The organism is Alteromonas ponticola (assembly GCF_012911815.1).
Classification (GTDB): domain Bacteria; phylum Pseudomonadota; class Gammaproteobacteria; order Enterobacterales; family Alteromonadaceae; genus Alteromonas; species Alteromonas ponticola.
In genome coordinates this window covers 24,448-48,067 of record NZ_JAATNW010000004.1, presented here as the reverse complement: position 1 = coordinate 48,067, position 23,620 = coordinate 24,448, and the positions used below count along the sequence as shown (strand labels likewise).

At 45.5% G+C, this 23,620-nt stretch carries 19 protein-coding genes and 1 tRNA gene; 7 read left to right on the top strand and 13 right to left on the bottom strand.

The annotated features are described in order from the left end of the window. Nucleotides 1–243 precede the first annotated feature (243 nt). A complete protein-coding gene (locus tag HCJ96_RS07375; protein ID WP_169210407.1) occupies nucleotides 244–1,239 on the bottom strand; it encodes a THxN family PEP-CTERM protein in 996 nt (331 codons plus the stop codon). 736 nt (nucleotides 1,240–1,975) lie between these two features. On the opposite strand from HCJ96_RS07375, the gene HCJ96_RS07370 reads away from it, so the two are divergent. The 3 genes from HCJ96_RS07370 to HCJ96_RS07360 all read left to right on the top strand — a co-directional run bounded on the left by HCJ96_RS07370 (nucleotide 1,976) and on the right by HCJ96_RS07360 (nucleotide 6,274). Further along, nucleotides 1,976–4,168, top strand: coding sequence for a winged helix-turn-helix domain-containing protein (locus HCJ96_RS07370; protein WP_169210406.1), 2,193 nt, complete (start codon nucleotides 1,976–1,978; stop codon nucleotides 4,166–4,168). Nucleotides 4,169–4,256: 88 nt separating this feature from the next. Further along, complete coding sequence (locus HCJ96_RS07365) at nucleotides 4,257–4,436, top strand: hypothetical protein (protein WP_169210405.1); 180 nt, start codon at nucleotides 4,257–4,259, stop codon at nucleotides 4,434–4,436. 557 nt (nucleotides 4,437–4,993) lie between these two features. After that, the gene (locus HCJ96_RS07360) at nucleotides 4,994–6,274 is read left to right on the top strand and encodes an AMP-binding protein (RefSeq protein ID WP_169210404.1); all 1,281 of its coding nucleotides are present in this window, start codon (nucleotides 4,994–4,996) and stop codon (nucleotides 6,272–6,274) included. Between the two features lie 477 nt (nucleotides 6,275–6,751). Here HCJ96_RS07360 and HCJ96_RS07355 read toward each other — a convergent pair. Further along, nucleotides 6,752–6,828 (bottom strand) — tRNA-Arg (locus HCJ96_RS07355). Nucleotides 6,829–7,219: 391 nt separating this feature from the next. On the opposite strand from HCJ96_RS07355, the gene HCJ96_RS07350 reads away from it, so the two are divergent. Both HCJ96_RS07350 and HCJ96_RS07345 read left to right on the top strand, forming a co-directional pair. Next, nucleotides 7,220–7,624, top strand: coding sequence for a c-type cytochrome (locus tag HCJ96_RS07350; protein ID WP_169210403.1), 405 nt, complete (start codon nucleotides 7,220–7,222; stop codon nucleotides 7,622–7,624). Nucleotides 7,625–7,729: 105 nt separating this feature from the next. Then, the gene (locus HCJ96_RS07345) at nucleotides 7,730–10,327 is read left to right on the top strand and encodes a sensor domain-containing diguanylate cyclase (RefSeq protein WP_169210402.1); all 2,598 of its coding nucleotides are present in this window, start codon (nucleotides 7,730–7,732) and stop codon (nucleotides 10,325–10,327) included. 6 nt (nucleotides 10,328–10,333) lie between these two features. On the opposite strand, the gene rep is transcribed toward HCJ96_RS07345, so the two are convergent. Then, nucleotides 10,334–12,349, bottom strand: a complete 2,016-nt coding sequence (rep, locus tag HCJ96_RS07340) for a DNA helicase Rep (RefSeq protein WP_169210401.1) — start codon at nucleotides 12,347–12,349, stop codon at nucleotides 10,334–10,336. Nucleotides 12,350–12,507: 158 nt separating this feature from the next. On the opposite strand from rep, the gene ubiK reads away from it, so the two are divergent. Further along, entirely contained in the window at nucleotides 12,508–12,759 is a 252-nt protein-coding gene (gene ubiK / locus HCJ96_RS07335) for a ubiquinone biosynthesis accessory factor UbiK (RefSeq protein ID WP_169210400.1), read from the top strand. A 39-nt stretch (nucleotides 12,760–12,798) separates the two neighbouring features. Here ubiK and ubiA read toward each other — a convergent pair whose 3' ends face one another. After that, nucleotides 12,799–13,674 (bottom strand): 4-hydroxybenzoate octaprenyltransferase, encoded by an 876-nt coding sequence (gene ubiA / locus HCJ96_RS07330; protein WP_169210399.1) that lies wholly within the window; start codon nucleotides 13,672–13,674, stop codon nucleotides 12,799–12,801. After that, nucleotides 13,664–14,227, bottom strand: coding sequence for a chorismate--pyruvate lyase family protein (locus tag HCJ96_RS07325; RefSeq protein ID WP_169210398.1), 564 nt, complete (start codon nucleotides 14,225–14,227; stop codon nucleotides 13,664–13,666). The genes ubiA and HCJ96_RS07325 overlap by 11 nt, the downstream gene beginning before the upstream one ends. Before the next feature lie 180 nt (nucleotides 14,228–14,407). Here HCJ96_RS07325 and HCJ96_RS07320 point away from each other — a divergent pair, with 180 nt between their 5' ends. Continuing rightward, nucleotides 14,408–14,818: a flagellar basal body-associated protein FliL gene (locus HCJ96_RS07320; RefSeq protein WP_169210397.1), complete on the top strand. Its 411-nt coding sequence runs from the start codon at nucleotides 14,408–14,410 to the stop codon at nucleotides 14,816–14,818. Here HCJ96_RS07320 and glpG read toward each other — a convergent pair. The 8 genes from glpG to HCJ96_RS07280 form a co-directional block, all read right to left on the bottom strand. Continuing rightward, entirely contained in the window at nucleotides 14,815–15,663 is an 849-nt protein-coding gene (gene glpG / locus HCJ96_RS07315; RefSeq protein ID WP_169210396.1) for a rhomboid family intramembrane serine protease GlpG, read from the bottom strand. The two genes, HCJ96_RS07320 and glpG, sit on opposite strands and share 4 nt — an antisense overlap. A 3-nt stretch (nucleotides 15,664–15,666) precedes the next feature. Then, on the bottom strand, nucleotides 15,667–15,978 hold the full coding sequence (gene glpE, locus HCJ96_RS07310) for a thiosulfate sulfurtransferase GlpE (protein WP_169210395.1): 312 nt from the start codon (nucleotides 15,976–15,978) through the stop codon (nucleotides 15,667–15,669). Nucleotide 15,979: 1 nt separating this feature from the next. After that, nucleotides 15,980–17,005, bottom strand: a complete 1,026-nt coding sequence (gene tdh / locus HCJ96_RS07305) for an L-threonine 3-dehydrogenase (RefSeq protein WP_169210394.1) — start codon at nucleotides 17,003–17,005, stop codon at nucleotides 15,980–15,982. After that, nucleotides 17,002–18,198, bottom strand: a complete 1,197-nt coding sequence (kbl, locus tag HCJ96_RS07300; protein WP_169210393.1) for a glycine C-acetyltransferase — start codon at nucleotides 18,196–18,198, stop codon at nucleotides 17,002–17,004. The genes tdh and kbl overlap by 4 nt, the downstream gene beginning before the upstream one ends. A 125-nt stretch (nucleotides 18,199–18,323) precedes the next feature. After that, the gene (locus HCJ96_RS07295; protein ID WP_169210392.1) at nucleotides 18,324–20,792 is read right to left on the bottom strand and encodes a putative bifunctional diguanylate cyclase/phosphodiesterase; all 2,469 of its coding nucleotides are present in this window, start codon (nucleotides 20,790–20,792) and stop codon (nucleotides 18,324–18,326) included. Next, a complete protein-coding gene (locus HCJ96_RS07290; protein WP_169210391.1) occupies nucleotides 20,793–21,962 on the bottom strand; it encodes a TonB-dependent receptor in 1,170 nt (389 codons plus the stop codon). Beyond that, the gene (locus tag HCJ96_RS07285) at nucleotides 21,959–22,420 is read right to left on the bottom strand and encodes a type 2 periplasmic-binding domain-containing protein (protein WP_169210390.1); all 462 of its coding nucleotides are present in this window, start codon (nucleotides 22,418–22,420) and stop codon (nucleotides 21,959–21,961) included. Before HCJ96_RS07285 ends, HCJ96_RS07290 begins: the two co-directional genes overlap by 4 nt. Nucleotides 22,421–22,544: 124 nt before the next feature. Beyond that, nucleotides 22,545–23,570 (bottom strand): glycosyltransferase family 9 protein, encoded by a 1,026-nt coding sequence (locus HCJ96_RS07280; RefSeq protein ID WP_343034677.1) that lies wholly within the window; start codon nucleotides 23,568–23,570, stop codon nucleotides 22,545–22,547. Nucleotides 23,571–23,620: the final 50 nt, after the last annotated feature.

The following is a 23,620-nucleotide window of genomic DNA, read 5'->3' as shown; positions in this document are numbered from 1 at the left end:
ATTAACATAAGCAGAATGCATGCCATAGAAGCAAGGCGTTGAATTATATAGACATTATCTCTTGCGAGAAAGTGAATATATTGACAAGTGTAAAGTAAGCTGACAGTTTAAGAGAGTCTGTGTACTAAGAATTGATATCTGTTGTAGGGAGAACTTTGGCAGTCGAGGTTTGGTGCCCCAATGGTACGTAAATAAAAGCCGCCTCGAGGGCGGCTTTATCAGAACAAACTCACGATCGGGATGTTATTTTTTAGCTTTTCTGCGTGAGAAGCCTGCTAGGCCTAATAAACTCATTGCAAAAACAGCTAGCGTTGATGGCTCAGGAGCGTCAACTGCACGAATTGCGAATTGTGCATTTAGGATATTTACGCCATTCTCACGGGTCGCAAAACCACGTCCATCGTCAAACGCAACGTCCAAACCACTTAAGCGCGTAATTAGCTCATAATCGGTATGATACATAGATGCATCAACACCTGTTACTTTGAACTTCACCGCAAAATCGATATAGTCTGCACCCTGGCCAATGACTTTCATGCCGTTGCCCATGTTGCTATTGAAATCGATTATTTCAAATAAATCAGAGCACCCACGCGCGTTCACTGAGTCAGCGGTGAAAGCTGATGGACCGAATGGACAAGTACCATCTCCATCAAGACCCGCATTGGGTGTTTCCCAGAAATCAACCAGGAAGCTCAACTCTGGCGCATCGACGACCGTGCCGCTAGGCGTTACTGCAGTTAGCTGCAACGCATCTTTAATCGTTACTGTATCAAGATACTGACCAGTAATCGGGAAATTATCATGGCGAAGTGCCGTGCCCTGCTTCAGCGCGCTGGTATAATCTTCACCAATGCCCACTGTCATAGCGTTGCCTTGTGGAGCGCCACCGTTAAGATCTTGCATCACACCATTTTCATCCCAGGTTTGGGTAGTGTTGTTGCTTGCCGGCGAGCTGATACTCAAACAGCTTTGCTCACCACCACTTCCGCTTGCAGGATCACCCCAGCAAAGATTATCTGGTAACGAACCACCCGCCAGAATAGAAGCACCGCCATTTGCGCTGTCACCTGAAAGAGTCGGTGAATTAACCGCATTCGCAGGTTTATTAGTGGCTGTGAAGCTTGAGAAGCCAGCTTCGTTGATGAAAGACCACTCTTGAATAATCATTGGATCAGCGAAAGCTGATGTACTAGCTGTTAATGCTGTTGCAACAGCTATCATGCTTAATTTTTTCATAGTTGTAGAATCCCTGTTGTGTTCCGAAAAACCAAAGTGTTTTCGACTTTCGAACTACTAGCACCTGGCATGCCACCTACCGGACTGGGAAAATGAAATTTATGTAAGGAAAATACTAAAAGTTAGTTGCTGGACAACTGCCAAGGATAGCTGGTCTGGGAGGCTATCAACGCTTTACGGATACATCAGAAAGACGTGTATCGTATAAAAAGCAAACTACGCAATAGCACTTCGCGCCAGCAATAATGGCATGCAGTTCCATAACTAATTATAAAAATTGCAAACTGATGAGTAATATTCTCACACCTTTTTCGCACAGCCGATGAAACCTGGAAAACAGGCTCCAACAAGTTACTTTTTCAAGTCAGTCATGAGTAAATTAGCGGTTAAAAAAAACACACATTTAGTATTTTAATTGTATTATCATGTACCTATCAGGCTGAATCTGCGTGTAAGAAATTTGCAACTCTCTTATGCTCATTTCACAAATCGTTAACGTAAAAAATATAAATGTTTGATTGAACTATCGGTTTATCTTGTCACACTTGCGTTTCACCCAAAACATGGCTTGATCGCCTCTTACGTAGGTACATAAGTTAGCGTTTATGGTATAAATAGATTAGCGACTATTACCAAGTAAAAAGTAAAATAAACAGAATTCGAGTATCAGCGGTGTTCCCTTTAGTAAAAGAAGCGTTCCCTTCCACATTTGTTTGTAAAGTATTAAGGATGTTGCATGCAGGTTGTGCGAAGCACTGATTGGTATTTCTGTATAAAAAATCAGGAGCTTATATATCTGGATGGCAAAGTGGTAGTCATTCAGACGCGACTGGCCCGCTGTCTGGAAGCACTCATCCTGCATGCTGGCGAAACCATCAGCTATGATGAACTTCTGCTTAAAGTATGGAAAACTGAGCACCGCGACTCCAGCACAATATCTTCTGTCATTGCAGAACTTAGAAAATTAATAAATTGTCGCAAGAATGGACCCACCTATATTAAGACGGTGCCTAAGAGGGGCTATTGTTTTGTCGGCAGCGTGGAGTTCCTTGAGCTATCACCGCAGCAGATCACCTTATTAAAAAACCCTGAGAAGCCTGATGCGGCAAGCCTGAGCGCAGCACAGCCCCAGGTTGTTGTGAAAGAGGATACAACACTCACAACGAATCAGCCTCCGGCATCAGATAAAATTGATAATCTTCCTTCTTCGCAACCAAAGCCTGGTGTCTTGCAGACAGCGAAAAAGTGGCCTTGGTTAGCTGCTGGCGCATTGCTCTTTATGATGGTGCTGATAGCGGTATTCTGGTTCAGCCAGAGTCAACAACCCAAACCTCCGGCCGAAAGTCTTTATGATAACTTACATATTTATACTTATGAACCAGGCCTGGAATTAGAATTTGACGTCAGTGTTTCCGGTGAATGGATGGTCTATGCCCACCAGAACTCACTGTCGACTCCCAAAACAATCATCTTGAAGAACCTGCTGTCCAACAAAGTTTTTTACTACGACGCAATAAGTGATGAGAGTGTATATTCACCGAGCTTTTCACCGGTGTCGAATAAAATTGTGTTTATAAAAAGCACGGACGAGGAATGTCAGGTCAGAACAATTGAATTCAGTGAAAGTGGATTCACCACGGATACGGATGAGTACTTGAGCAGTTGTGGGTTGTCCAGAATATGGACCACTACAACCTTCTCTGCTGACGGTAACAATGTTTTCTTCAGTCGCTCAAAGTCATTGGCCGATCCCCTGAAAATTATAAAGCTAAACCTGGAAACCGGATTCGAACGACAGATTACATCACCTGCAACATCTGGCCGTGGCGATTATTCGTTTTCACTCTCGCCAGATGGAGAAAAATTAGCGATTGTCCGTAACCATCTGTGGAAGAGCTCTAATATTATGGTGCTGGAGCTGGATTCGGAAGAAATAGCCAAAGTTCAATCACTTCCCTACTTGATCTTAGGGGTCGGTTGGAAAGATCATAACACGTTGCTGTATGTTGATTCTGAAAAACGTTTAGTTGAATTTGACCTCTCAGCCAATGTAGAAAAGTCGATTATTAGTAATGAAAGGTTACTTAATTATCCCGTAGTTCGGAGTAATCGCATTTTCGCAAGTAGAGGAGATATTCTTGATTACACAATATGGAGTTTTCCCATCTCTGAAGACCCCACAACGATGCCCACTCCATTCATTGATACTCCTTATAAAGACCAAGCGCCTGTAGCAACTAAAAACGGTATCTATTTTATTTCTGACAGGACTGGAAAAAATCAAATTTGGTTGCAGAACGAAATGGGGTTATCCCAAATTTCTTCCTTTAATGAACCAAACAGGATAACTGAGATTGTATATGCGCCAGCTTATGAGCGTTTAATAGGATTAGTTAATCATAGGCTATTCAGTTTAGACTTAGACACTCAAAAGCTGACCTATCTTTCTGAAAGTTCTGGAAGTATCAAAAATTTTACACTTTCCTCTGATGGACACCAACTGCTTTATGCACTCGAGGAAGAAGAAATATGGTCTATTTACAGATACGATATTGAGGCAGGTACGCACGAATATCTACTGCGAGGTTTTTCAGTTAAGTCATTAGGAAATAAACTTTATTTCACTAAACTTCGAGAAACGGGTTTGTGGGAATATAACTTGGTTTCTAAGACCGAGGAGCTAATTGTAAATCTCAATGATTTTAAGGCAACTCAATTTTGGCATATAACCAAAAACTACCTTATTTATATTGCAGATAGTTCGGTTCATTTTTATTCGTTTAAGGAAAGTCGAGAGTTATGGAAAGCAGATTTAGACAATCGCTCAAAAAATCTCTCTTGTTATAATGCTACAAATACTTGTTATCTAGAACAGTCAAGCTCAGGAAACACCGAAATTATCGAGCTCAGAAAAAACAAGGAATTTTAAAGCTAATTTCACATTACATTAGTTTCAATTTCATGCATTGTTTTCTTCAGCAACAGCAGAATATACAATTCAATGAAGGAAATTAATTATGAAAAATCTACGTAAAATTTTGGTATTAGGTTTTTGTGCAACTATCTCTTTAGCAACTGTTAATGCTGTTGCGAATGAGTCTGGAACATCTGCAGACAAAAAGCCTAAACCTGGCTCTACAATGGGCTCAGATATGCCTTGCAGAGAATTCCCTCTTTGTTCTTCGAAGTTTCAGTAAAACGAAGCAAATCAATCAAGCACTCACTCACTTACATTTGGTGAAGCACTGCTTAAGTGCTTCACCAATTTTTAAACGGTTCGCTCAACCGCTTTTTTAATGGCAGCAATCCCCCTTTTTTTTTAAATCAGTTCTCTGATGTGCTCCCATTGGATGCCTAATTACCCCCTTTTGATTAGGCTTTTTTTATTGGCTTTTTTTATTGGCTTATTTTATTGGCTAATTTCAAACCCCACTTTGCGACGGGTTTTTGTCTTGCTCCAGAAGAAAACGATGCTCTCATCAAAGGCATAGTGAGTCTTCCAGCTATCATGTGTAAACCAGCATAAAAATTGCGCAGAATAACTCTCACTGGCCCATTAACAGCCCAGTATCAAGGTTACAAAAAACATGAAAAAAGAGCCCTATCCAATTGAAAGCATTAGATATTTCCAATCAAGGAATTACGGAGGATTTGTCAACGAACTTATTTGCAGAAATCTTCAATAGTGTTGTTGTGGTAAGCGAAACTTGCATCTGAGTTCTCGCATCGCACTAAGTTTTGAGGGAAATTTGAAATGCATAACTCCAAAAAATTTATTGGCATTCACGAGTGGTTTGAACATTTTGCCAAGACAACACCCGATAAGATTGCATGCGTATTTGGCAACAGCAAATTGACCTACTTTGAATTAAATTGTCGCGCAAATTTTTTAGCACACATAATGATCGAGCGCGGCGTTAGCCCCGGAGATGTGGTTGCGCTGGCAATGATGCGTTCAACCGAACAGGCCGTTGCAATACTGGCGGTGCTTAAGGCCGGCGCGGCATATCTGCCTCTTGACGCGTCATTATCAGAATCACGTACCCACGAATGGTTGGAACATGCCAACATCAAATATTCAATTATTGATCAGCAATGGCCGGTCAATGTAGTCGATAAATCATTCAACGAGCGAGAATATATCAGTACCAGTGACGGCGAACTATTCGTCGGTTACAGTGAAGAAAACCCATCCGTGCCCACTTCTCCCGAGCGACGCGCTTATGTGATGTTTACACGCACTAGTACAGGAAGTCCCAAAGCGGTAATGGTGCCTCATCGTGCCGTTGTTCATTTGGTAAAACACTCAAAATATATCGAGCTTGATGCAGAGGACACCTTGCTCCAGTTTGCCCCGCTATCTCATGATGCCTCAACGTTTGAAATCTGGGGTGCATGGTTAAACGGCGGTAAGCTGGTACTTTATCCGGGCCGAGGCATCAACCGTAATTTACTCGCCAAAGTAATCATAGAGAATGAAGTCAGTGTTTGCTGGTTTACAGCAACGCTATTTCATCTGGTCGCAAAAAACCATCTCGATATGTTGCGCACTATTCGCGTGCTCATCGCGGGCGGCGAGATGCAGCCTGAGTTGGTTAAAAAAGTACTGGAGGAGTTCCCCTTACTAAGCCTTATTACCGGTTATGGCCCGACAGAAAATACTACCTTCACGTGCTGTCATTCAATGACAAAAGAAACTGATATCACTGCGCCTTATCCGATTGGTAAACCGATTGGTGAAACTCAGTTACACATTCTCGACTCCAACCGACGACCCGTCATGCAGGGCTTCCCGGGTGAGTTGTATGTTTCCGGACCCAGCGTGGCACTGGGATACCTCAATACCGCCAGTGACGACTTTTTTATCGACCCTAGCATTGCGCAAGGGTTGATTTACCGAACCGGTGACATGGTAACGCAAAACGCCGCCGGTGAGCTAAGTTTGATCAAGTGCTGTGATGACCCGTTAAAAATGCGTGGATATCAGGTTTCCTTAAAAGAAATGGCTCAAGCGGTATACGCGTATCGAGGTTGAAATCGTGTTCAGTCATCATGCGCACTATCAAACTGTCACTCGCAATCAAAGCGAGTGACAGTGTCATCAAGTGTTCATATTTAACTGGCAAGGTAATGTCGCGAATATTCAGGAAACCGCGTTATGGGACTAAAAATTAAAAATCTGCTGTTTTGGACTACGCTTCTTGCCATTCCCTTATGGCTTATTTGTCTCGCCACCCTTTTTCAAAACCCAGGCTTTGAGGCGTCAACACCTGAGCTTGTGTTCGTTTTGCTGGTGCCCCTTTTTATGTTCTTCAATTTAAGAAGACCAAAGACAATTAAAACCTCAATTCGCTCATAGCAAACCCACCTGACAAGATGAATTAAAAAAAATATTTAGCTCTTCTCAGAATTAAAATTGAGTATAAATAGCCTGTTTTTTGAAAAAGTTGTTTAAATTAGAAGGAGCAAATCAGGCATAAAAAAACCGACAGAAAGTCGGTATTTTTGTAGATGGCGCACCCGATAGGATTCGAACCTATGACCTTTGCCTCCGGAGGGCAACGCTCTATCCAGCTGAGCTACGGGTGCGTATTGTGTAAAACGTGTTTCTGACCCATCCATGGTGGGCCATTCCTGCCGCAACGTCCTGTTGCGGCGTTGCGTGCCTTGAAGCGTGACGTTAAGTCACCCCTCATCGCCTATCGGCGACCGGTACTCACCCAGCTGAGCTACGGGTGCGTATTGTGTAAAACGTGTTTCTGACCTGTCTGCAATTCTGCTGACAGGTCAAAGCGGGCGTAATGATACTGATGCTTCACCTAGGGTTCAACTAATTTTGTTAACGGGTGTTGCGTAGTGATGAAATATAATTAATCCCTTCTTTTTATAAGTATTTGCTTCTAAACAGTTGTAGGCGAAGGATTAACCGTTATAAACTTGGTAGTTGATAAGAAATAAATTCAATTGCCTGGAGACAGATGTGAAATTGAAAACGTGGTTAGGTATTTTGACAGCAGTCGTTGCTGTTTTCACCGTTCAGGCTCAGGACATGAGCGAAGAAGCAATCAAAGAACGTATCAAGCCCGCAGGCTCTGTGTATGTTGCCGGAGTTGAGGCAGAAACAGCTGCCGCCGGTGGTGGTGTGAAATCGGGTGAAGAGGTCTACAATCAGGCATGTATGGCTTGCCATGGTGCAGGTGTGCTAGGCGCGCCTAAGTTGCAGGTTGCTGCAGAGTGGCAGCCTCGCTTGGATGAACGCGGCCTTGATGGTATTTGGCAAAATGCCCTGGATGGTATTAATGCCATGCCTCCTCGCGGTGCATGCGGCAATTGTAGTGATGATGAAATTAAAGCTGCAATTGAGTACATGATTGAAGGAATTTAACCAAATTTCATTATATTAACGCCACTAACAATAGTGGCGTTTTTATCTGAAATCGGTTAATTTACGTCCTGAATCTCTCTATCTTCATTAGAATTGGCTGGCAAGATGTCATCGGAGTCAAAGCACGAGTTGTCTGAAGAGGAGTTAAGGGAACTCATTCCTCAGCTTCAACAACTTACCGACAAATATAAACGCGCTGAGCGAGTGCAAAAAGCGTTGTTTGACATATCAGAACTTGCTAGCTCAGTTAGCAACCTTAGCCGCTTGTACCCTGCGATCCATGAAATTATTGGCGATTTTATGAACGCCGATAACTTTTTTGTGGCGTTTTACGAGCGGGATGCCAATGTTATCAATTTCGCCTATTTCGTTGATGAGTATGACGAGCAGACAATTCAACAGGTTCCCGCTGATCAGTTGATGGATGGCATCACCGGTTACATTTTGCGCAGTGGCAAACATGTATTTCTTGACGATAAAAACACGCAGGCGTTTGAAGATGAAACCGGGGTGAAACTGGTTGGCGCGTTACCGCATCAGTTTTTGGGTGTGCCACTTAAACGCGGTACGCAGGTCATCGGTGCGATGGTCGTGCAAACCTACGATAAGTCGGTCACCTATAATGATGAAGACCTGGAAGTATTGCTATTCGTTTCACAACACATTGTCACTACCGTTGACAGGGTTAAAAGCCGTGAATTAACGGAACGGACGATCCGTGAGCGTACTCGCCAGTTACGTAAAATTAACGATGATTTACAAGAAGAAATTCTTGAACGCCAAAAAGTTGAATCACTCCAACAAGCTTTATTTGAAATCTCTGAGCTGGCTGCTGCGCTGGAAGGCGACATGGATATTTTCTATGCCAGTCTGCATGAAATCCTGGCTCGCTTGATCAGTGCGCCCAACTGCTTTATTGCGATATTAGACGAGACGAAAAAGTCGCTCGATTTTCCTTATTTTAGTGACATCCTTAGTGAAAGCGCCGATCGACGCCCGTTAGGCATGGGCTTAACCGAATTTGTCCTGCGTACGGGTCAGGCAGAGCTGATAAACCCACCGCGGGTGTTAGAGTTGGCTGAATCAGGTGAAATCGATGTGTCGGTAGCACAGTCAATGTTGCAAAGCGCGAACTCCTGGTTAGGCTCGCCACTGGTGGTTGAAGGTGAAATTTCAGGTGTTATCGCCGTACAAACCTACGGTAAACACGCTAAATACACGGCTAAAGATTTAGAACTATTACGCTTTGTATCTCACCATATTGCTGTTGCAATGGAACGTAAGCGCAGCACCGAAGCTATTCAACGGTACAATCAGTTGCTCGAAGACAGAGTACAAGCGCGTACCGTCGAACTTGATCAAGCCAACCAAATTTTAAAACAGCAAATTGAAGAGCGTAAGGAAATTGAGTTAAAGCTTATTCACGATGCGCATCACGACTCGCTCACCGATTTGCCCAATCGCGCTATGTTTACCAGCCGCCTTGAATTGGCCATTGCTAACAAACAGCGCTATTCAGAAAACCTGTTCGCGGTGTTATTTATCGATCTCGACCGCTTTAAGGTGATTAACGATACCTTAGGCCATCACGCCGGTGATGAGTTTTTAGTCGAGGTAGCGCGCCGAATCTCGTTATGTATTCGGGGCCACGACCTGCTGGCCCGTTTGGGTGGCGATGAATTTGTAATACTGCTGGACAACTTTGACGAAGTAACGGACGTTGAAGAAGTCGCTTCCAGAATTATCGAAGCTGTCTCAGAGCCATTTACTCTGGAAGGGAAAGAAATGTATTCCGGTGCCAGTATCGGTATTGCGCATCTTGAGCGCTATTACCGCACTGCGGATGAGGTACTGCGCGATGCAGACGCAGCAATGTATCAGGCTAAATCGCTGGGCCGTGGCCGTTTTGTAATGTTCGATAAAAGCATGCGGGAACGTTTGCTGGAAGAACTGGAACTTGAGAACGAGTTCCGTAAAGCATTGCGCGACGGTTCACTGGAATGCTTCATGCAGCCTGTGATTGACACCCGGGATGATCAGCCGCTTTACCACGAGATGTATGTACGCTGGAAGCACCCTATTCAGGGTTCGGTCAGTCGTGATCAATTCCGTCAGGTCGCAGAACAAAGTGGTTTAACCATGGATCTGGATATGTTCCAGTTAACTAAAGCATGTGAATTACTTAATGCCTGGCACGGCGACACTGACCGTCCAAAACGGATTGCCGTTAATATTTCTATCAATCACTTATTGCAATCATCATTGGTCAATAAAATTATTTCGGTGGTTGAAAATACCGGTGTCTCACCTAGTCAGCTGGTGTTTGAATTTAACGAGAATGATTTAAATCGTCGCTCACAATTCATTTTACCGTCGATTAAGAAATTGAAGCGTGCGGGGATCACCTTAGTACTGGATAATTTTGGTAGCGGGTTGGCCTCATTAAGTTACTTGTTTGCCTACCCGTTTGATTACATCAAGATTGATCATCGATTTGTTAAATCCTTACCACGTTCACAGCGCAATCTGAAGCTTATCCAGTCAGTCATGCTCATATCAGAACACCTTAAATTCAAGGTCATTGCCGAAGGCGTGGACTCAACCTCCCAACTTAATGCCTTAGCAGATATTGAGTGTCATTTTGGCCAGGGTAAGGTACTTAGTGAAGCCAAGCCGCTTCCTATCAAGAAGCTGGCTGGTTAAGCGCTCTTATTTTTTTGCCAGCATGTCGCGTAGATTGGCAATACTGGTTGCGCCTTTTTGCTGACGCTCTTCTGCACTGACCTTCTTCTTCTGATTTTCCCACTCCAGGTCATCTGGCGGCAACTCGTATAGAAACCGGCTCGGCTCTGGAAAAATGACTTCACCAAACTGTCGACGCTCTTTTGCGTGAGAAAAGATCAGTTCACGTTGCGCACGAGTAATGCCCACGTAGGCAAGTCTGCGTTCTTCTTCCACGTTGTCTTCATCAATACTGCTTTGGTGAGGCAACAAGCCTTCTTCCATACCGACCAGAAACACAATGGGGAATTCCAATCCTTTAGAGGCATGCAAGGTCATTAATTGCACCTGATCGGCATCGCCCTCTTCTTCACCCCGTTCCATCATATCTCGCAGGATCAAGCGATTTACAACTTCCGGCAGTGACATCGGTGGTTCTAGCTCACTGCCCTCTATCATTCCGGTAATCCAGCCAAACAAGGTACTGATGTTAGCCATCCCCATTTCTGCTGCCTTCGGGCTGGCACTGTGCTCATACAACCACTCTTCGTAGCCCATTGACTTAATCATCACACGCAAGGCTTCTTTGGTATCACCTCGGGCGGCGTTGTCTGATAATTCCACCAGCCAGCGGGCAAACCCGGCTACTGATTGATAAGCTTTGCCTCCCAATACGCCACTCAAGCCACTGTGGGTGGCCGCGGAAAAAATTGAAACACCGAGACTGTTGGCGAAATTACCCAGCTTTTCCAGGGTGGCGCGGCCAATTCCTCGATTAGGCGTATTGATTATACGCAGCAATGCATTGTCATCATCCTGATTAACCAACAAACGCAGGTAAGCCATGATGTCTTTAACTTCAGCCCGGCCAAAAAACGACATACCGCCACTTATTTTGTATGGAATGCGGTTACTCATTAGTAACTTTTCGAACAAGCGGCTCTGATGATTTCCCCGGTACAAGATTGCATAGTCTTTAAAACGGGTACGTTGCATGAACTTGTGCGCAAGCAACTCTGCCACCACCCGCTCTGCTTCGTGCTCCTCGTTTTTGGCCGTCAAGACCCGCAATGGCGCTCCATAATCGAGTTCAGAAAATAGTGTCTTATCGAACAAATGAGGGTTGTTCTGAATCAGGATATTGGCGGAATGCAAAATACGCCCGGAAGAGCGGTAATTTTGCTGCAACTTGATCACGTTTAAGCGCGGAAAGTCTTGTTGTAACAGGTTCAGGTTCTGAGGTTTAGCGCCCCGCCAGGAATAGATCGACTGGTCGTCATCGCCTACCACTGTAAATCGTGCGCGCTCCCCCACCAGTAACTTCACCAGTTCATACTGACTGGTGTTGGTGTCCTGATACTCATCCACCAGCAAATAGCGGATCTTTTGCTGCCATTTTTCACGCACCTGCTGATTTCGTTGTAACAATAACGTCGGCAGTAAAATCAGGTCGTCAAAATCCAGTGCATTGTAGGCTTTAAGGTGGTTTTGATATTGCTGGTAAGCGTGGGCGAATTGTTTCTCTCCGCTACTGGTGGCGCTTGCGTTCAGCGCTTCAGGTAACATCAGATCATTTTTCCAGTTGGAAATACAACTTTGTAACAAGCTAAGCTGGTCTTTGTCTCCATCTATCGTATCAGCAGTTAAGTCATTAAGCAGCGCCATAGAATCTTTATCATCAAACAATGAAAAGCCCGGCTTTAAACCAAGCTCTTTCACATGTGCTTTTATGATGTTCAGACCCATAGTGTGAAAAGTGGACACCTTTAAACCTCTGGCTTCCGGCTTGCCTAAAGTTCCTGCCACCCGCTCTTTCATCTCGCGCGCCGCTTTATTCGTAAAGGTAACCGCTGCGATATAACGCGCAGGTAAATCACATTCTCTTACCAGATAAGCAATTTTATTGGTAATTACACGGGTTTTTCCGCTACCTGCTCCCGCAAGAACCAGACAAGGGCCTGATACGTACGTAACAGCAGATTGCTGAGCGTCATTTAATTTCATGAACTAGACTTATCACTTATCAGTTATCACTTTTTATTTATCACTCCCTACTGTGTTCTGGCTGCCAGTGCGACTTGTGCTAACGGTTCTGATTGCAAGTCGTCAAGATGGTATTAGAATAGGTACAACGATTACGAAGCGCATTATAAGGGAAAACCATGCTGGATCCGAAAAAACTCGAAGAACTTGCTAAACAGATTGCCGGTGCTGTTCCACCAGGCGTGCGAAATATGGCCGAAGAAGCCGAAGGCAGAATTAAACACGTACTCCAATCTCAGTTATCCAAGCTTGATTTGGTCACCCGCGAAGAGTTCGATGTGCAGAGTCAGGTATTGATCAGAACCCGGGAGAAACTTGAATTGATGGAAGCACGCCTGGCGGCTCTTGAACAAAGCAAAAAAGAGAAATAAACACAGGGCTTGCTATCCAAACAGTTATCTAGCCTCTGTTTACACCATCAACAAATAGTGCATTAATAACCCTACAGTAAACACCATACCCACTCGATGGTTATCTAAAAAGGCCTGGAAACAGGCTTTTCTTTCCCGCTTCACAATCTGCTTTTGCTGTAGTACAAACAAGCCTAAACAACACAAAATACTTAAATAAACGGGCCAGGTCAGTTTCAGCATTTCCGCCACCACGGTCAATAACACAATAGTAGCCACCTGAAGTCCACCGATAATATAACGATCATAGTGGCCAAACAGAATCGCGCTGGATTTAACCCCTATTTTGACATCGTCATTACGATCTACCATGGCGTACATCGTATCGTACGCGATTGTCCAGCACAGGTTGGCAACAAATAACACGATACCCCACGCGGGTACCGTTTCTAATACCGCTGCACATGCCATCGGAATAGCCCAGCCAAACGCTAATCCGAGCACGGCCTGGGGCATATGGGTATAACGCTTCATAAAGGGGTAACTGGCCGCCAGTAATACAGCCGGAACAGCCAGGAGTATCGTTAGCCAGTTCAAAAATAACACCAGCACAAAGGCAACAAAAATAAGCAGCGCAAACAACTGTAGGGCCTCTGTCGCGCTCACTTTGCCACTCACGATTGGGCGCTGTGCTGTACGCTCAACTTTGCCATCCACTTTCCTGTCTGCGTAGTCATTGATCACGCAACCAGCCGATCGCATAACGACTACACCGGCAATAAAAATCAGTGTGATGACCAGAGGCGGCATTCCCTGTGCAGCAATAATGAGCGCCCATAAAGTAGGCCATAGCAGCAAATAAATACCCACAGGTTTATCCATGCGCATTAATTGCCAGTAGGCGCCCAAATTTTTTGCGGTTAACTCAACATGCATCGGTGTTACCTGTCAGGTACGCTGGTGCTTGAGGAAGAAAGACTTCAGCAACCAACATATTCACGTCATTAAATGTAAATTTGGAGCGCCTGCCCCACAATGTACGGTGTTGTTGTGCCGCGCAAAGAGACGTCAATTGATGACTGTCAATTTTGCACAACTGGAATTTACTGCGAGTAAAGCGCTGATCGTTAAATATAATTTTGCCCAATGGCTGTGACCCTATATTGGCCAGCTCACCTTCAACCAGTTGATGTGGGATCACCGAACGAGCAAATACCCAGGGCTGCTGATCGCCGAATAAAACGACTTCGCGTACGTACCACCGGCTCACCTCTTCTTTGCTCAACCATTCACGCTCGCATTTATGCAGCATCTGTTCCGCTTGTCCGAGTTTTTGTAACGCAAAGTGTCTACTCATCGACTGCAAGCGTTCAGTCAATGAACCTGTATCTAGCAGCCAATTTTTTAAATACGAATTGGGTATGCTCACCCGATCGGCATACACCCACTCTACATCCAGGCCCACTGGAAAAGAAAGATTATTTAGCAAAACAATATGTATCCTGTTGAAGTGCGGCCTATCTTAGCATTTTGCTAAGTTTTAAAACCATACCCGCGTATTTTAAAGTGGACGGGAAAAGTAAAATCCCTACTAGTGATTGCTATAAGGAGTTTGTTACACTATAAGATAATGCCTGGATTAACTCTTTTTAATTGGTAAATTCACTCAATGCCTTTTTTCCGTTATTTTGCGTCAGCTTTACTTTTGTTCATTCTGCTTTTTACCAGCGCAGTTGAGGCTCAACAACGAGCGAATTATGCCTATTTAGGCTTGGAGCCTGACATTGTTACTAATTATGTAGGCCAAACAGCGGTACGTCTGGGCTATGTGCGCGTTACGGTTGAATTGATGATCCACGATGTTGATCAACTGGAAACGGCAGAGCACCATATGCCACTTTTACGTGCTACCGCTATCGAAATTTTCGGCAGCCAGCCAGAAGAAAAGGTAAAATCATTGACTGGCCGCGAGGACATTCGTCGTTCGCTGTTAAAAGCGATGCAAAATCACATGAAGAAAGAAACCGGTGCGGAAGTGGTCAGAGACGTAATCTTTACCAAATACCTGTATCAAAGTTAATTTTTCGGTTTCCAGGTCACGCTTAGTAGCAACGCGAGTGCACAGCCCGATATCAATCCTACCGTGTGTGCTGTGTTCGCCATTTCTACCCACAATACATCGGCATAGCCAATCACCAACCACACCAGCATAAAACCTACGATCGCTTTGGGTAATCCGATGCCCCACGATGGACGTAGCCAGCCAGCCCACCATACGAATCCCAACACCGCATAAACAACCCCTGAAAGGCCACCAAAATTGGGACCACTCATCAACAATTGTGCGCCATTAGAGATTGCAGCTGAAATGAGAAAGATAACCACCAACATGGAAGTACCCAGCTGTCGTTCAATTTGTGCACCTAACATGCTCCACCACAACAGATTGAATATGATATGCAGCACACTGAAATGAATAAGCGCAGGTGTAATCAGACGCCACCATTCGTTAGTGTAGGTCAGAACATTAACTGACTGACTTAGAAGTACCTCAGCGACGGCTCCGAACAGACCAAAGATTGAAAGCAGATAGACAAGCAGGCAGGTAAACAGAATTATCGCGGTAAAAGGAACGTCTTTAATGTAGCGGATAACATGGGCAGTACTGACTCCACTTTTAGTGTCCAGCTCCACCCCTGCACCTTGCTGCCAGGCGATGTCCTGGTACAAGGGATGCTCTGGGTCGCGCACAAAATCCAGGCAATGCTGGCGAAAGGTTTTGAGATCCGTGCCTTCAGGCACGGATAACATGTATTCCCCATTTGGCTCAACGTTTACGCTCACATCAAACCCTTCCGAGGTTAAATAGTTAGCCAATAAACGGGCGTAGGGTTCATGTTTAAACGCTATGACTGGTATGGACACAAACTACTCTGCAATCACCGGTTGTTGTTGACGCCATGCTTCAAAGCCGCCGTCCATGCTATACACCTCAGCAAACCCCTGGGCCGCGATGACCCGCGCCGCCTGCTGGCTGCTGATACCGTGATAGCACACTACCACCACCGGGGTGTGCTTTGGGGTTGAAGATAAAAATGCGGCAAAGTTGTCATTCGACAAATGCGTCGCACCAGGCATATGACTTTGTCCGAACGACTGCGGATCGCGAATGTCAACTACCGTGACCTCCGCGCCGCGTTCAGCCACATCTGCTACCGAAATATGATGAAAGGTATCCACATTAATCCCAGTTCAGAATCACTTTACCAGATTCGCCCGAGCCCATGGTTTCAAAGCCCTTTTGGAAATCATCGATACCGAATTGGTGAGTAATAATGGGTTTCAGATCCAATCCGCTTTGGATCAGACTGGCCATTTTGTACCAGGTCTCAAACATTTCACGCCCATAAATCCCTTTGATCACCAGACCTTTGAAAATAACCTTGTTCCAGTCAACCGCCATATCAGAAGGAGGGATGCCCAGCATGGCAATTTTACCGCCGTGGTTCATCTTATCCAGCATGTCACGGAATGCCGAAGGTACACCCGACATTTCCAGACCCACATCAAATCCTTCGGTCATGCCCAGTTCTTTAACGACATCTTCCAGTTTGGTGTTGCTGACGTTGACGGCGCGGGTTGCCCCCATTTTTTCAGCCAGTGCCAGACGATACGGATTAATATCGGTGATCACCACATGACGCGCACCCACGTGACGGGCAACCGCAGCCGCCATAATGCCAATGGGACCGGCGCCGGTAATGAGCACATCTTCACCCACTAAATCAAACGATAGCGCGGTGTGCACCGCATTTCCGAACGGGTCGAATATCGACGCCAATTCGTCGCTGATATTGTCAGGAATTTTAAACGCATTAAACGCCGGGATGGTGAGATATTCTGCAAAAGCACCTGAACGGTTAACCCCCACACCTTCCGTGTTACGGCACAAATGGCGACGTCCGGCCCGACAGTTACGGCAATGTCCACAGGTAATATGACCTTCACCTGAAACTCGGTCACCGACCTTAAAGCCAGTCACTTCCTGCCCCATATCCACCACTTCACCCACATATTCATGTCCAACGACCATGGGTACAGGGATGGTTTTTTGCGACCACTCATCCCAGTTATAGATGTGCATGTCGGTGCCGCATATCGCGGTTTTACGAATTTTAATCAGCAGGTCGTTATGCCCTACTTCAGGTTTTGGCGAGTCTTTTAACCAAATACCAGGCTCTTTATGTAACTTCACCAATGATTTCATTGAATAACTCCAAGCTCTTTACCCACTTCAATAAAGGCGTCAACCGCTTTATCAACATGCTCTATGGTATGGCCCGCTGACATTTGTGTACGGATACGCGCCTGTCCTTTCGGTACAACCGGAAATGAAAAGCCTACGACATAAATACCTTTGGCCAACATTTTATCCGCCATCTCGCTGGCTAGTTTCGCATCACCCAGCATAACCGGAATAATCGCATGGTCTTTACCTGCCAGGGTAAAACCCGCTTCTTCCATGCGTTTACGGAAGTGAGCCGCATTTTTCCAGAGCTGTTCACGAAGCGCACTGCCATCGGCCATCATATCGAACACTTTCAAAGATGCCGACACGATAGGCGGCGCAACCGAGTTTGAAAACAAATAAGGACGAGAACGCTGACGTAACCATTCAACCACCTCTTTCTTACCCGAGGTATATCCGCCTGAAGCCCCACCAAGCGCTTTACCCAGCGTACCTGTGATAATGTCGACACGTCCCAGTACGTCACAGTATTCATGACTACCGCGACCATTGTCACCTAAAAAGCCGGTGGCATGACAGTCGTCAACCATCACCAGTGCGTCGTACTTGTCCGCTAAATCGCAGATGCTTTTTAAATCGGCAATAACACCGTCCATTGAAAATACGCCGTCAGTGGCGATGATTTTAAAGCGCGCACCATCGGCATCAGCCTGTTTCAATTGATCTTCCAGCGCTGCCATATCGTTATTGGCGTAACGATAGCGTTTCGCTTTACATAAACGCACACCGTCAATAATACTGGCGTGATTCAAGGCATCAGAGATAATCGCGTCTTCTGGACCCAGCAGGGTTTCAAACAACCCTCCATTGGCATCGAAGCAAGACGGGTAAAGGATGGTATCTTCAGTTTTTAAGAACTGGCTGATCTTGCCCTCTAATTCCTTGTGTATATCCTGCGTACCACAGATAAAACGCACCGATGCCACGCCGAAACCGTGGCTTTCAAGGCCTGCTTTAGCCGCGGCTATCAAATCGGGATGATTCGCCAGTCCAAGGTAGTTATTCGCACAAAAATTAATCACACTATTACCGCCGGATACGTCGATATCCGCTTTTTGCTGACTGGTAATTACGCGCTCTTTTTTATACAGCCCCTCTTCTTTGACGTTGTCTATTTGCGTCTGCAGGTGAGCAATAAATGCCTCGGACATGGGAGTCTCCGTTTCGCTAAAAAGTGCATAGTGTAAAGAAACCCAGCGTAGGCGTACACTATTTGTGGTGCGCTTTAACGCGATAAAGGTTGATTTGATGTAAATTTTTTCGCACAACCCAGGGTTTATGGTTTGCCGTTCAATACGGGCAACGGACGTGTCCAGATTTTATTATCGACATTTTCCTTCAATTGATTCCATAAGTTGGCTTCAGGAATGGGTTTGCCAATCAGATAGCCCTGGCCCTGATGGCAGTTAAACTGGCTCAGCATTTCGTACTGCGCGGCCTCTTCTATGCCTTCTGCAATCACCTCCAGCCCCATGTTTCTGACCATTGAGATAATAGAGAAAATGATGTTCTGATCGTCTTTGTGATCAAGCATACCGGCAACAAACGAGCGATCAATCTTGACGTAATCTGTGGGTAAGGCTTTAAGGTAACTCAAGGATGAATATCCCGTACCGAAATCATCGATGGCAATTTTGCAGCCTAAATCGCGTATCGATTTCATAATTTTGGTGGCCCGTTTCAGGTCGCTGACCAATGCGGTTTCAGTCAATTCGAGACAAATACAGGCAGGGTCTATCTTGTTTAACTGAATTTGTTGTTGCAGAAAGTGCGGTAAAGAAGGATCGGTAAATTGTGCCGACGACAGATTAATAGCAAATTTAAGATCCTGGAAACCGTTCCCGTTGAGTTCGCTGAGCAAGCGGGCACCATGAGCGATGACCCAGTAATCCAGCTCTAACATAAACGCGGTGTTTTCCAGCAGGGGTATAAATTGGCCCGGCATAATCAGGCCTTTGGTAGGATGCTGCCATCTTATCAGTGCCTCAAAACCCACCAGCTTGCGGGTTTTTAGATCTACCTGCGGCTGCAACGCTAAACTGAACTGGTCTTCTCTTAGCGCGATACGCGCTTCTGACTCCATTTCAACCTTTTGCATCACCCGCAAATTCATGCTGCTATCGTAAACCCTGAATGAGGCGCCGTGATCTCCCTTGGCTTCGTACATAGCAATATCAGCATGACGCAGTAACTCAATTGATGAGATCTCCGCTTGTCTGGCAATCGCAATACCGATGCTCACCGAAATATAAAACTGCAAATCATCCACTTGCAGGGGTTCGGCAAACACCTTTAGTAACTTTTCAGCAACGACATTAACTTGCTCACGGTCAGTCAGATTATCCAGTAACACGACAAACTCATCGCCACCAAATCTGGAAGCGATATCGGTTTCCCGGATAGGTTTAACTATGCGTTGCGCAGCCGCTTTCAATAAGCGATCGCCCACATCATGCCCATAACTGTCGTTTACCTTTTTGAAATCATCAAGGTCCAGAAACATGAGGGCAACGCTATTCCCGTTTCGTGCAGAGGCGGCCAGATGCTGTTCGATTTGAAAGGTCAGCATATTGCGGTTAGGTAAGCCAGTTAAGTTATCAAACATGGCCATCCGTTCAAGCTGCGCAGTGTTGAGCGCCATCTTGCTGTCGATTTCTTCCAATTGTTCAGCCAGGTCGCGGGTCACACTTTCCAGCACATCCAGCTCATCCGGGAAACTCCCGTGTTTCCACACGTGGGCTTTTTCACTTTGTAAATAGAAGTCCTGATAGCGATGCTGCGCTAGAAGCGGCAAGCGGAAGCTAAGATCTAACAGCTTTCTACGATAATTGTTAAAAAACAGATACATCAGCGCAAAGAAGATAATGAAAATGGCTACGGCGCTACCGACCACAACGCGCTGATAGTTGCGATTGGTTTGCATGGCCACCGATATATCTTTAACAAACAGCACGTAATGGCCGTCTGTAGCAAATTCGTTAAGAGGTATTACATTGACCAGATAATCGCGTTCGTTTAGCGCAACCCGGGCACCTTTAGCCACCAGATCATACACCTCAGTTTCAGCAGGTAGCAGTTGCAGTACTTGAGTGAGTAATATTTTATTTCTAGACGATGTAGGGCCCACCAGTTTAAGTTCAGGATTATTTGTCTGACTATTAATTTGCTTTATTATGCCGTGACCATCCAGGCTACCTGAATCATTCAATAGCGCCAGTAACCATGTCATCTTGCTTGAGAGGATAAACACCGCCACTTCCCGCTGCGCAGTCATAATTGGTACCAGAATATAAGAATGACACTCGTTGACACACTCTGTTAGCAGTATTGGCTCAAGTTGTTGTTTGACTTGTGCTATTTTCTGAAATACCGGTACGGGTAAGTTGCCACTATTGCCGTAAAGCAAAACATTTTTGTTGTTGTAAAGCCACGCGTCATCCACATGCAATGTCATGTTCAGCGGCTCACGGGCAGTATCTATCATTCTGCTCAGCTGGTTGATATCTGCCCTATCGCTGTCAGCCAGTGATGACACGCTCTCCACCCACAACAGCACGTTTTGCATAAACAGGCGCTTATACAACGAAAATTTTTGTGTATTGACCAGCTGCTGCTCTAACTGCCTTTGTGCAAGTGACGAATTAGACTGCACAATCAATAGCGAGCTGATTGCCAGTGTCACTGTAAAGATCATGACCAGCATGATGGTCATCATTTTAGTAGTTAATGAGACTGAAAAGCGCATTTAAAACCAGTACATCAGTTGTATCGACCACAACCGCCAGTTTTCTTCGGTTGACCTGATAGTGACGGGATCAACCACCCCTTGAATCCTACCAGCCCCTTCGACCCAATGATGCTCTCCCTGCAAACGCCAGTTACTTGCGATATCCCATCTGAAGCCTATGGTTGTGGTGTCCATGTAACCAAAGTAAGCGGGGATCATGCCGCCAGTTGCCTGCTGCAACTTAGTGCCGTTGCGATCATTTTTATCCACATCATAGGTATCGTAGCGCACTAATGCACTTATCGAAGGTGTCAACATGTAGCGACCCTGAATGTAGCCACCCTCACCTGTACGATATTGTCTGAAGGTAGGCGAAAAGCCGCCCCGATTATCACGTTGCTCTTGCAGGAGCTCGGCGCTAAGCTCCCATTTTTCACTGAAATATTGCAATGAGAGTACAAATCGCTCTATATCGGTACTGCCGTCAGTAAACGTGTCTACAGGAGCTGCATCATAATAAAAATCAGACGCGAGATAGCTCAAACCTAAGCGCCAGTTTAGTGAAACGGGTTGCCAGTAAAGGCTGGCCTGATGTACGAAGTCCTGTTTTGAACTTCCCTTTGCCAACGGGCCAAGAAATGCTCGGGTTTGTTCTCTGCTCACCTTGGACCGTCCCAGACTCCAGTTGAACTGCCATAAACCGGTATCAGTTCGGAACTCGGACTGCCAGAAGGCACCGTCGCTACCCAGCGCAATGTCACGGAAACTATCAAAGTACACAGATTGCGGGAGGATAGCAGTGTCGCGGGTATGCGGCACATCGCGGGTTGCTGAGTACAACCAGTGATGATTCTTGTAGCGGCCAAGATGCAAATGCGAGGAGGTCACTTCGCTTTCAATTAACGCCCAATCCAAGAACAGGTAGTCAAGGCGACTGCCCTGTTCGAACCGGTTGCCTCCATCGAGGTAAACCAATTGTCCCACCAGCGCCAGCGATGCGTTAAATTGAATACGGCCATTGAACCCCAATTCTGTGAGTTCTGCGGTAATTGCGTCGTTATCAGTAACAAAGCGGCTGTTTATCGATTGAGTAACACCTTGTGAAATATATCCATGCCAACTGGTTTGCTGGGCAACAGCGCCAGTCACAACCAACAACATACAGGCAAAAATTATCAAATTGTTCATTCAGCATTATTCCGTAATTTGCGTTTTATTTGCTCGATAACATTTTCATCGGCGTAGCCAATGGCACCTGGAGTAGTTAGTACCGCTTTGATTATCTCGTCCTGCGAATTTTTTAGTAAAGGTGGGTCGCCTTGTCCTGAATAGGTAATTTGATTCCACAGCCTTTCTAATTGGTACGGAAACATATTTAAGTTCTGTTGACAGAACTGTTTATGCTGCAGTGAATCTGGTGCCAGTACAAAAACCGTTATTTTACTTCCATCTTCCCAAAATTGTTTGCGGGCACTAAAGATCTGTCTGATTTCGGATTGTGAAAAAGTTGTCTGTGTAACAGAGGGGTTGGTAATAATTGTCAATGTTTGCGCGTAAGCGCCTGACACGATTAGTGAGCACCAAAACACCGCTGCTTTAAGCAGGCATAAGTAAATTGAATTGTTAGCTATTTGGAGGCGATCCATTTGAGCCACTAAGTGCGCTCCCTATCAACGCTACTCGCACTTCAGGCGATGTTATTATAATTGTAGTTGGGAAGCGCTAAAGTGCCGTCTAAGTTAGCCAATTTAATGAAAAATGCTGCTTATTCTAGTCAGTTAGTAGCCTGTCTATCCGCTCAATAACAGCGTGAAGACTAATTCTTTCCATCAAATGCTCTCCCTTAGCGCGCGTGCCCCACGGCAATCTTTCCCAGTGTTTATTATATTGTTCCTGCACACATTCGTCGTACACAGAGACAACGTTGTCCAAATCGTTATACGGCCCCGTTCGCCGCGGATTGGAGTGCGCATACAGCCCAATAACCGGTGTGCCGACGGTTGTAGCCATATGTGTCGGCCCTGTATCAGGCGCTACTACAAGTTTGGCGTGTTTGATTAACGCCTGGAGTTGGTGCAACGATGTTTTTCCAACATAGTTTCTCGCAACCTGATCAGTGTGCGACAAAATAGCATCAGCGGTACGCCTATCCAGCTCACCAGGCCCGCCACATAGTACAACTGGCAACGACTTCGCATGCATATGATCAATGATACCTGCGTATCGCTCAGGTAACCAATTGCGTTCCTGCTTGCTGGCGGCGGGGCTAATGATAGCAAACTCACCTATTTCTGCGACCTGCTTCGCCGCCCAGGCCTCTGCTTCGGTCTCCAATGGGATATTCCATTGCGGTGTGGCAACTTGCGGCACCCCTATCGCATCGGCGAAATCCATAAACCCATCCAGCACATGAGCATTAATCCGCGGTTTTACTCGTTTATTGGTAAATAGCCAATGTAGCTCTTTGCTGCGTCGCCAGTCGAAGCCAATGCGCTGTTTGGCTTTGATGGCAGTAGAAACCAGATTGGCCCGAAGGGCTACTTGCATAACAAACAGGGCATCGAACGTCGTATCTGCCAAGGTGGCTTTTAGCCGCTTAACACCTGCCTTCCCATCTTTTTTATCATACACCACAAAGTCCACATCGGGCATCAATCGTACCAGTTGATATTCAATTTTGCCTATCACCCAGGTGATTTGCGTTTGTGGCCAGTGGTGTTGAATACGCTTTACCATCGCGACGGCATGACAAACGTCACCAATTGCAGAGAGTCGGATTAAACAAATTTTTTTCACAAACCGCTACCTTATAAGGCTGAAATGTATGAACAATTGGTTACAATGAG

Coding starts and splice junctions, on each gene's coding strand:
- HCJ96_RS07375 (WP_169210407.1), bottom strand. CDS start 1,239: ATGAAAAAATTAAGCATGATAGCTGTTGCAACAGCATTAACAGCTAGT.
- HCJ96_RS07370 (WP_169210406.1), top strand. CDS start 1,976: ATGCAGGTTGTGCGAAGCACTGATTGGTATTTCTGTATAAAAAATCAG.
- HCJ96_RS07365 (WP_169210405.1), top strand. CDS start 4,257: ATGAAAAATCTACGTAAAATTTTGGTATTAGGTTTTTGTGCAACTATC.
- HCJ96_RS07360 (WP_169210404.1), top strand. CDS start 4,994: ATGCATAACTCCAAAAAATTTATTGGCATTCACGAGTGGTTTGAACAT.
- HCJ96_RS07345 (WP_169210402.1), top strand. CDS start 7,730: ATGTCATCGGAGTCAAAGCACGAGTTGTCTGAAGAGGAGTTAAGGGAA.
- rep (WP_169210401.1), bottom strand. CDS start 12,349: ATGAAATTAAATGACGCTCAGCAATCTGCTGTTACGTACGTATCAGGC.
- ubiK (WP_169210400.1), top strand. CDS start 12,508: ATGCTGGATCCGAAAAAACTCGAAGAACTTGCTAAACAGATTGCCGGT.
- ubiA (WP_169210399.1), bottom strand. CDS start 13,674: ATGCATGTTGAGTTAACCGCAAAAAATTTGGGCGCCTACTGGCAATTA.
- HCJ96_RS07320 (WP_169210397.1), top strand. CDS start 14,408: ATGCCTTTTTTCCGTTATTTTGCGTCAGCTTTACTTTTGTTCATTCTG.
- tdh (WP_169210394.1), bottom strand. CDS start 17,005: ATGAAATCATTGGTGAAGTTACATAAAGAGCCTGGTATTTGGTTAAAA.
- kbl (WP_169210393.1), bottom strand. CDS start 18,198: ATGTCCGAGGCATTTATTGCTCACCTGCAGACGCAAATAGACAACGTC.
- HCJ96_RS07295 (WP_169210392.1), bottom strand. CDS start 20,792: ATGCGCTTTTCAGTCTCATTAACTACTAAAATGATGACCATCATGCTG.
- HCJ96_RS07290 (WP_169210391.1), bottom strand. CDS start 21,962: ATGAACAATTTGATAATTTTTGCCTGTATGTTGTTGGTTGTGACTGGC.
- HCJ96_RS07285 (WP_169210390.1), bottom strand. CDS start 22,420: ATGGATCGCCTCCAAATAGCTAACAATTCAATTTACTTATGCCTGCTT.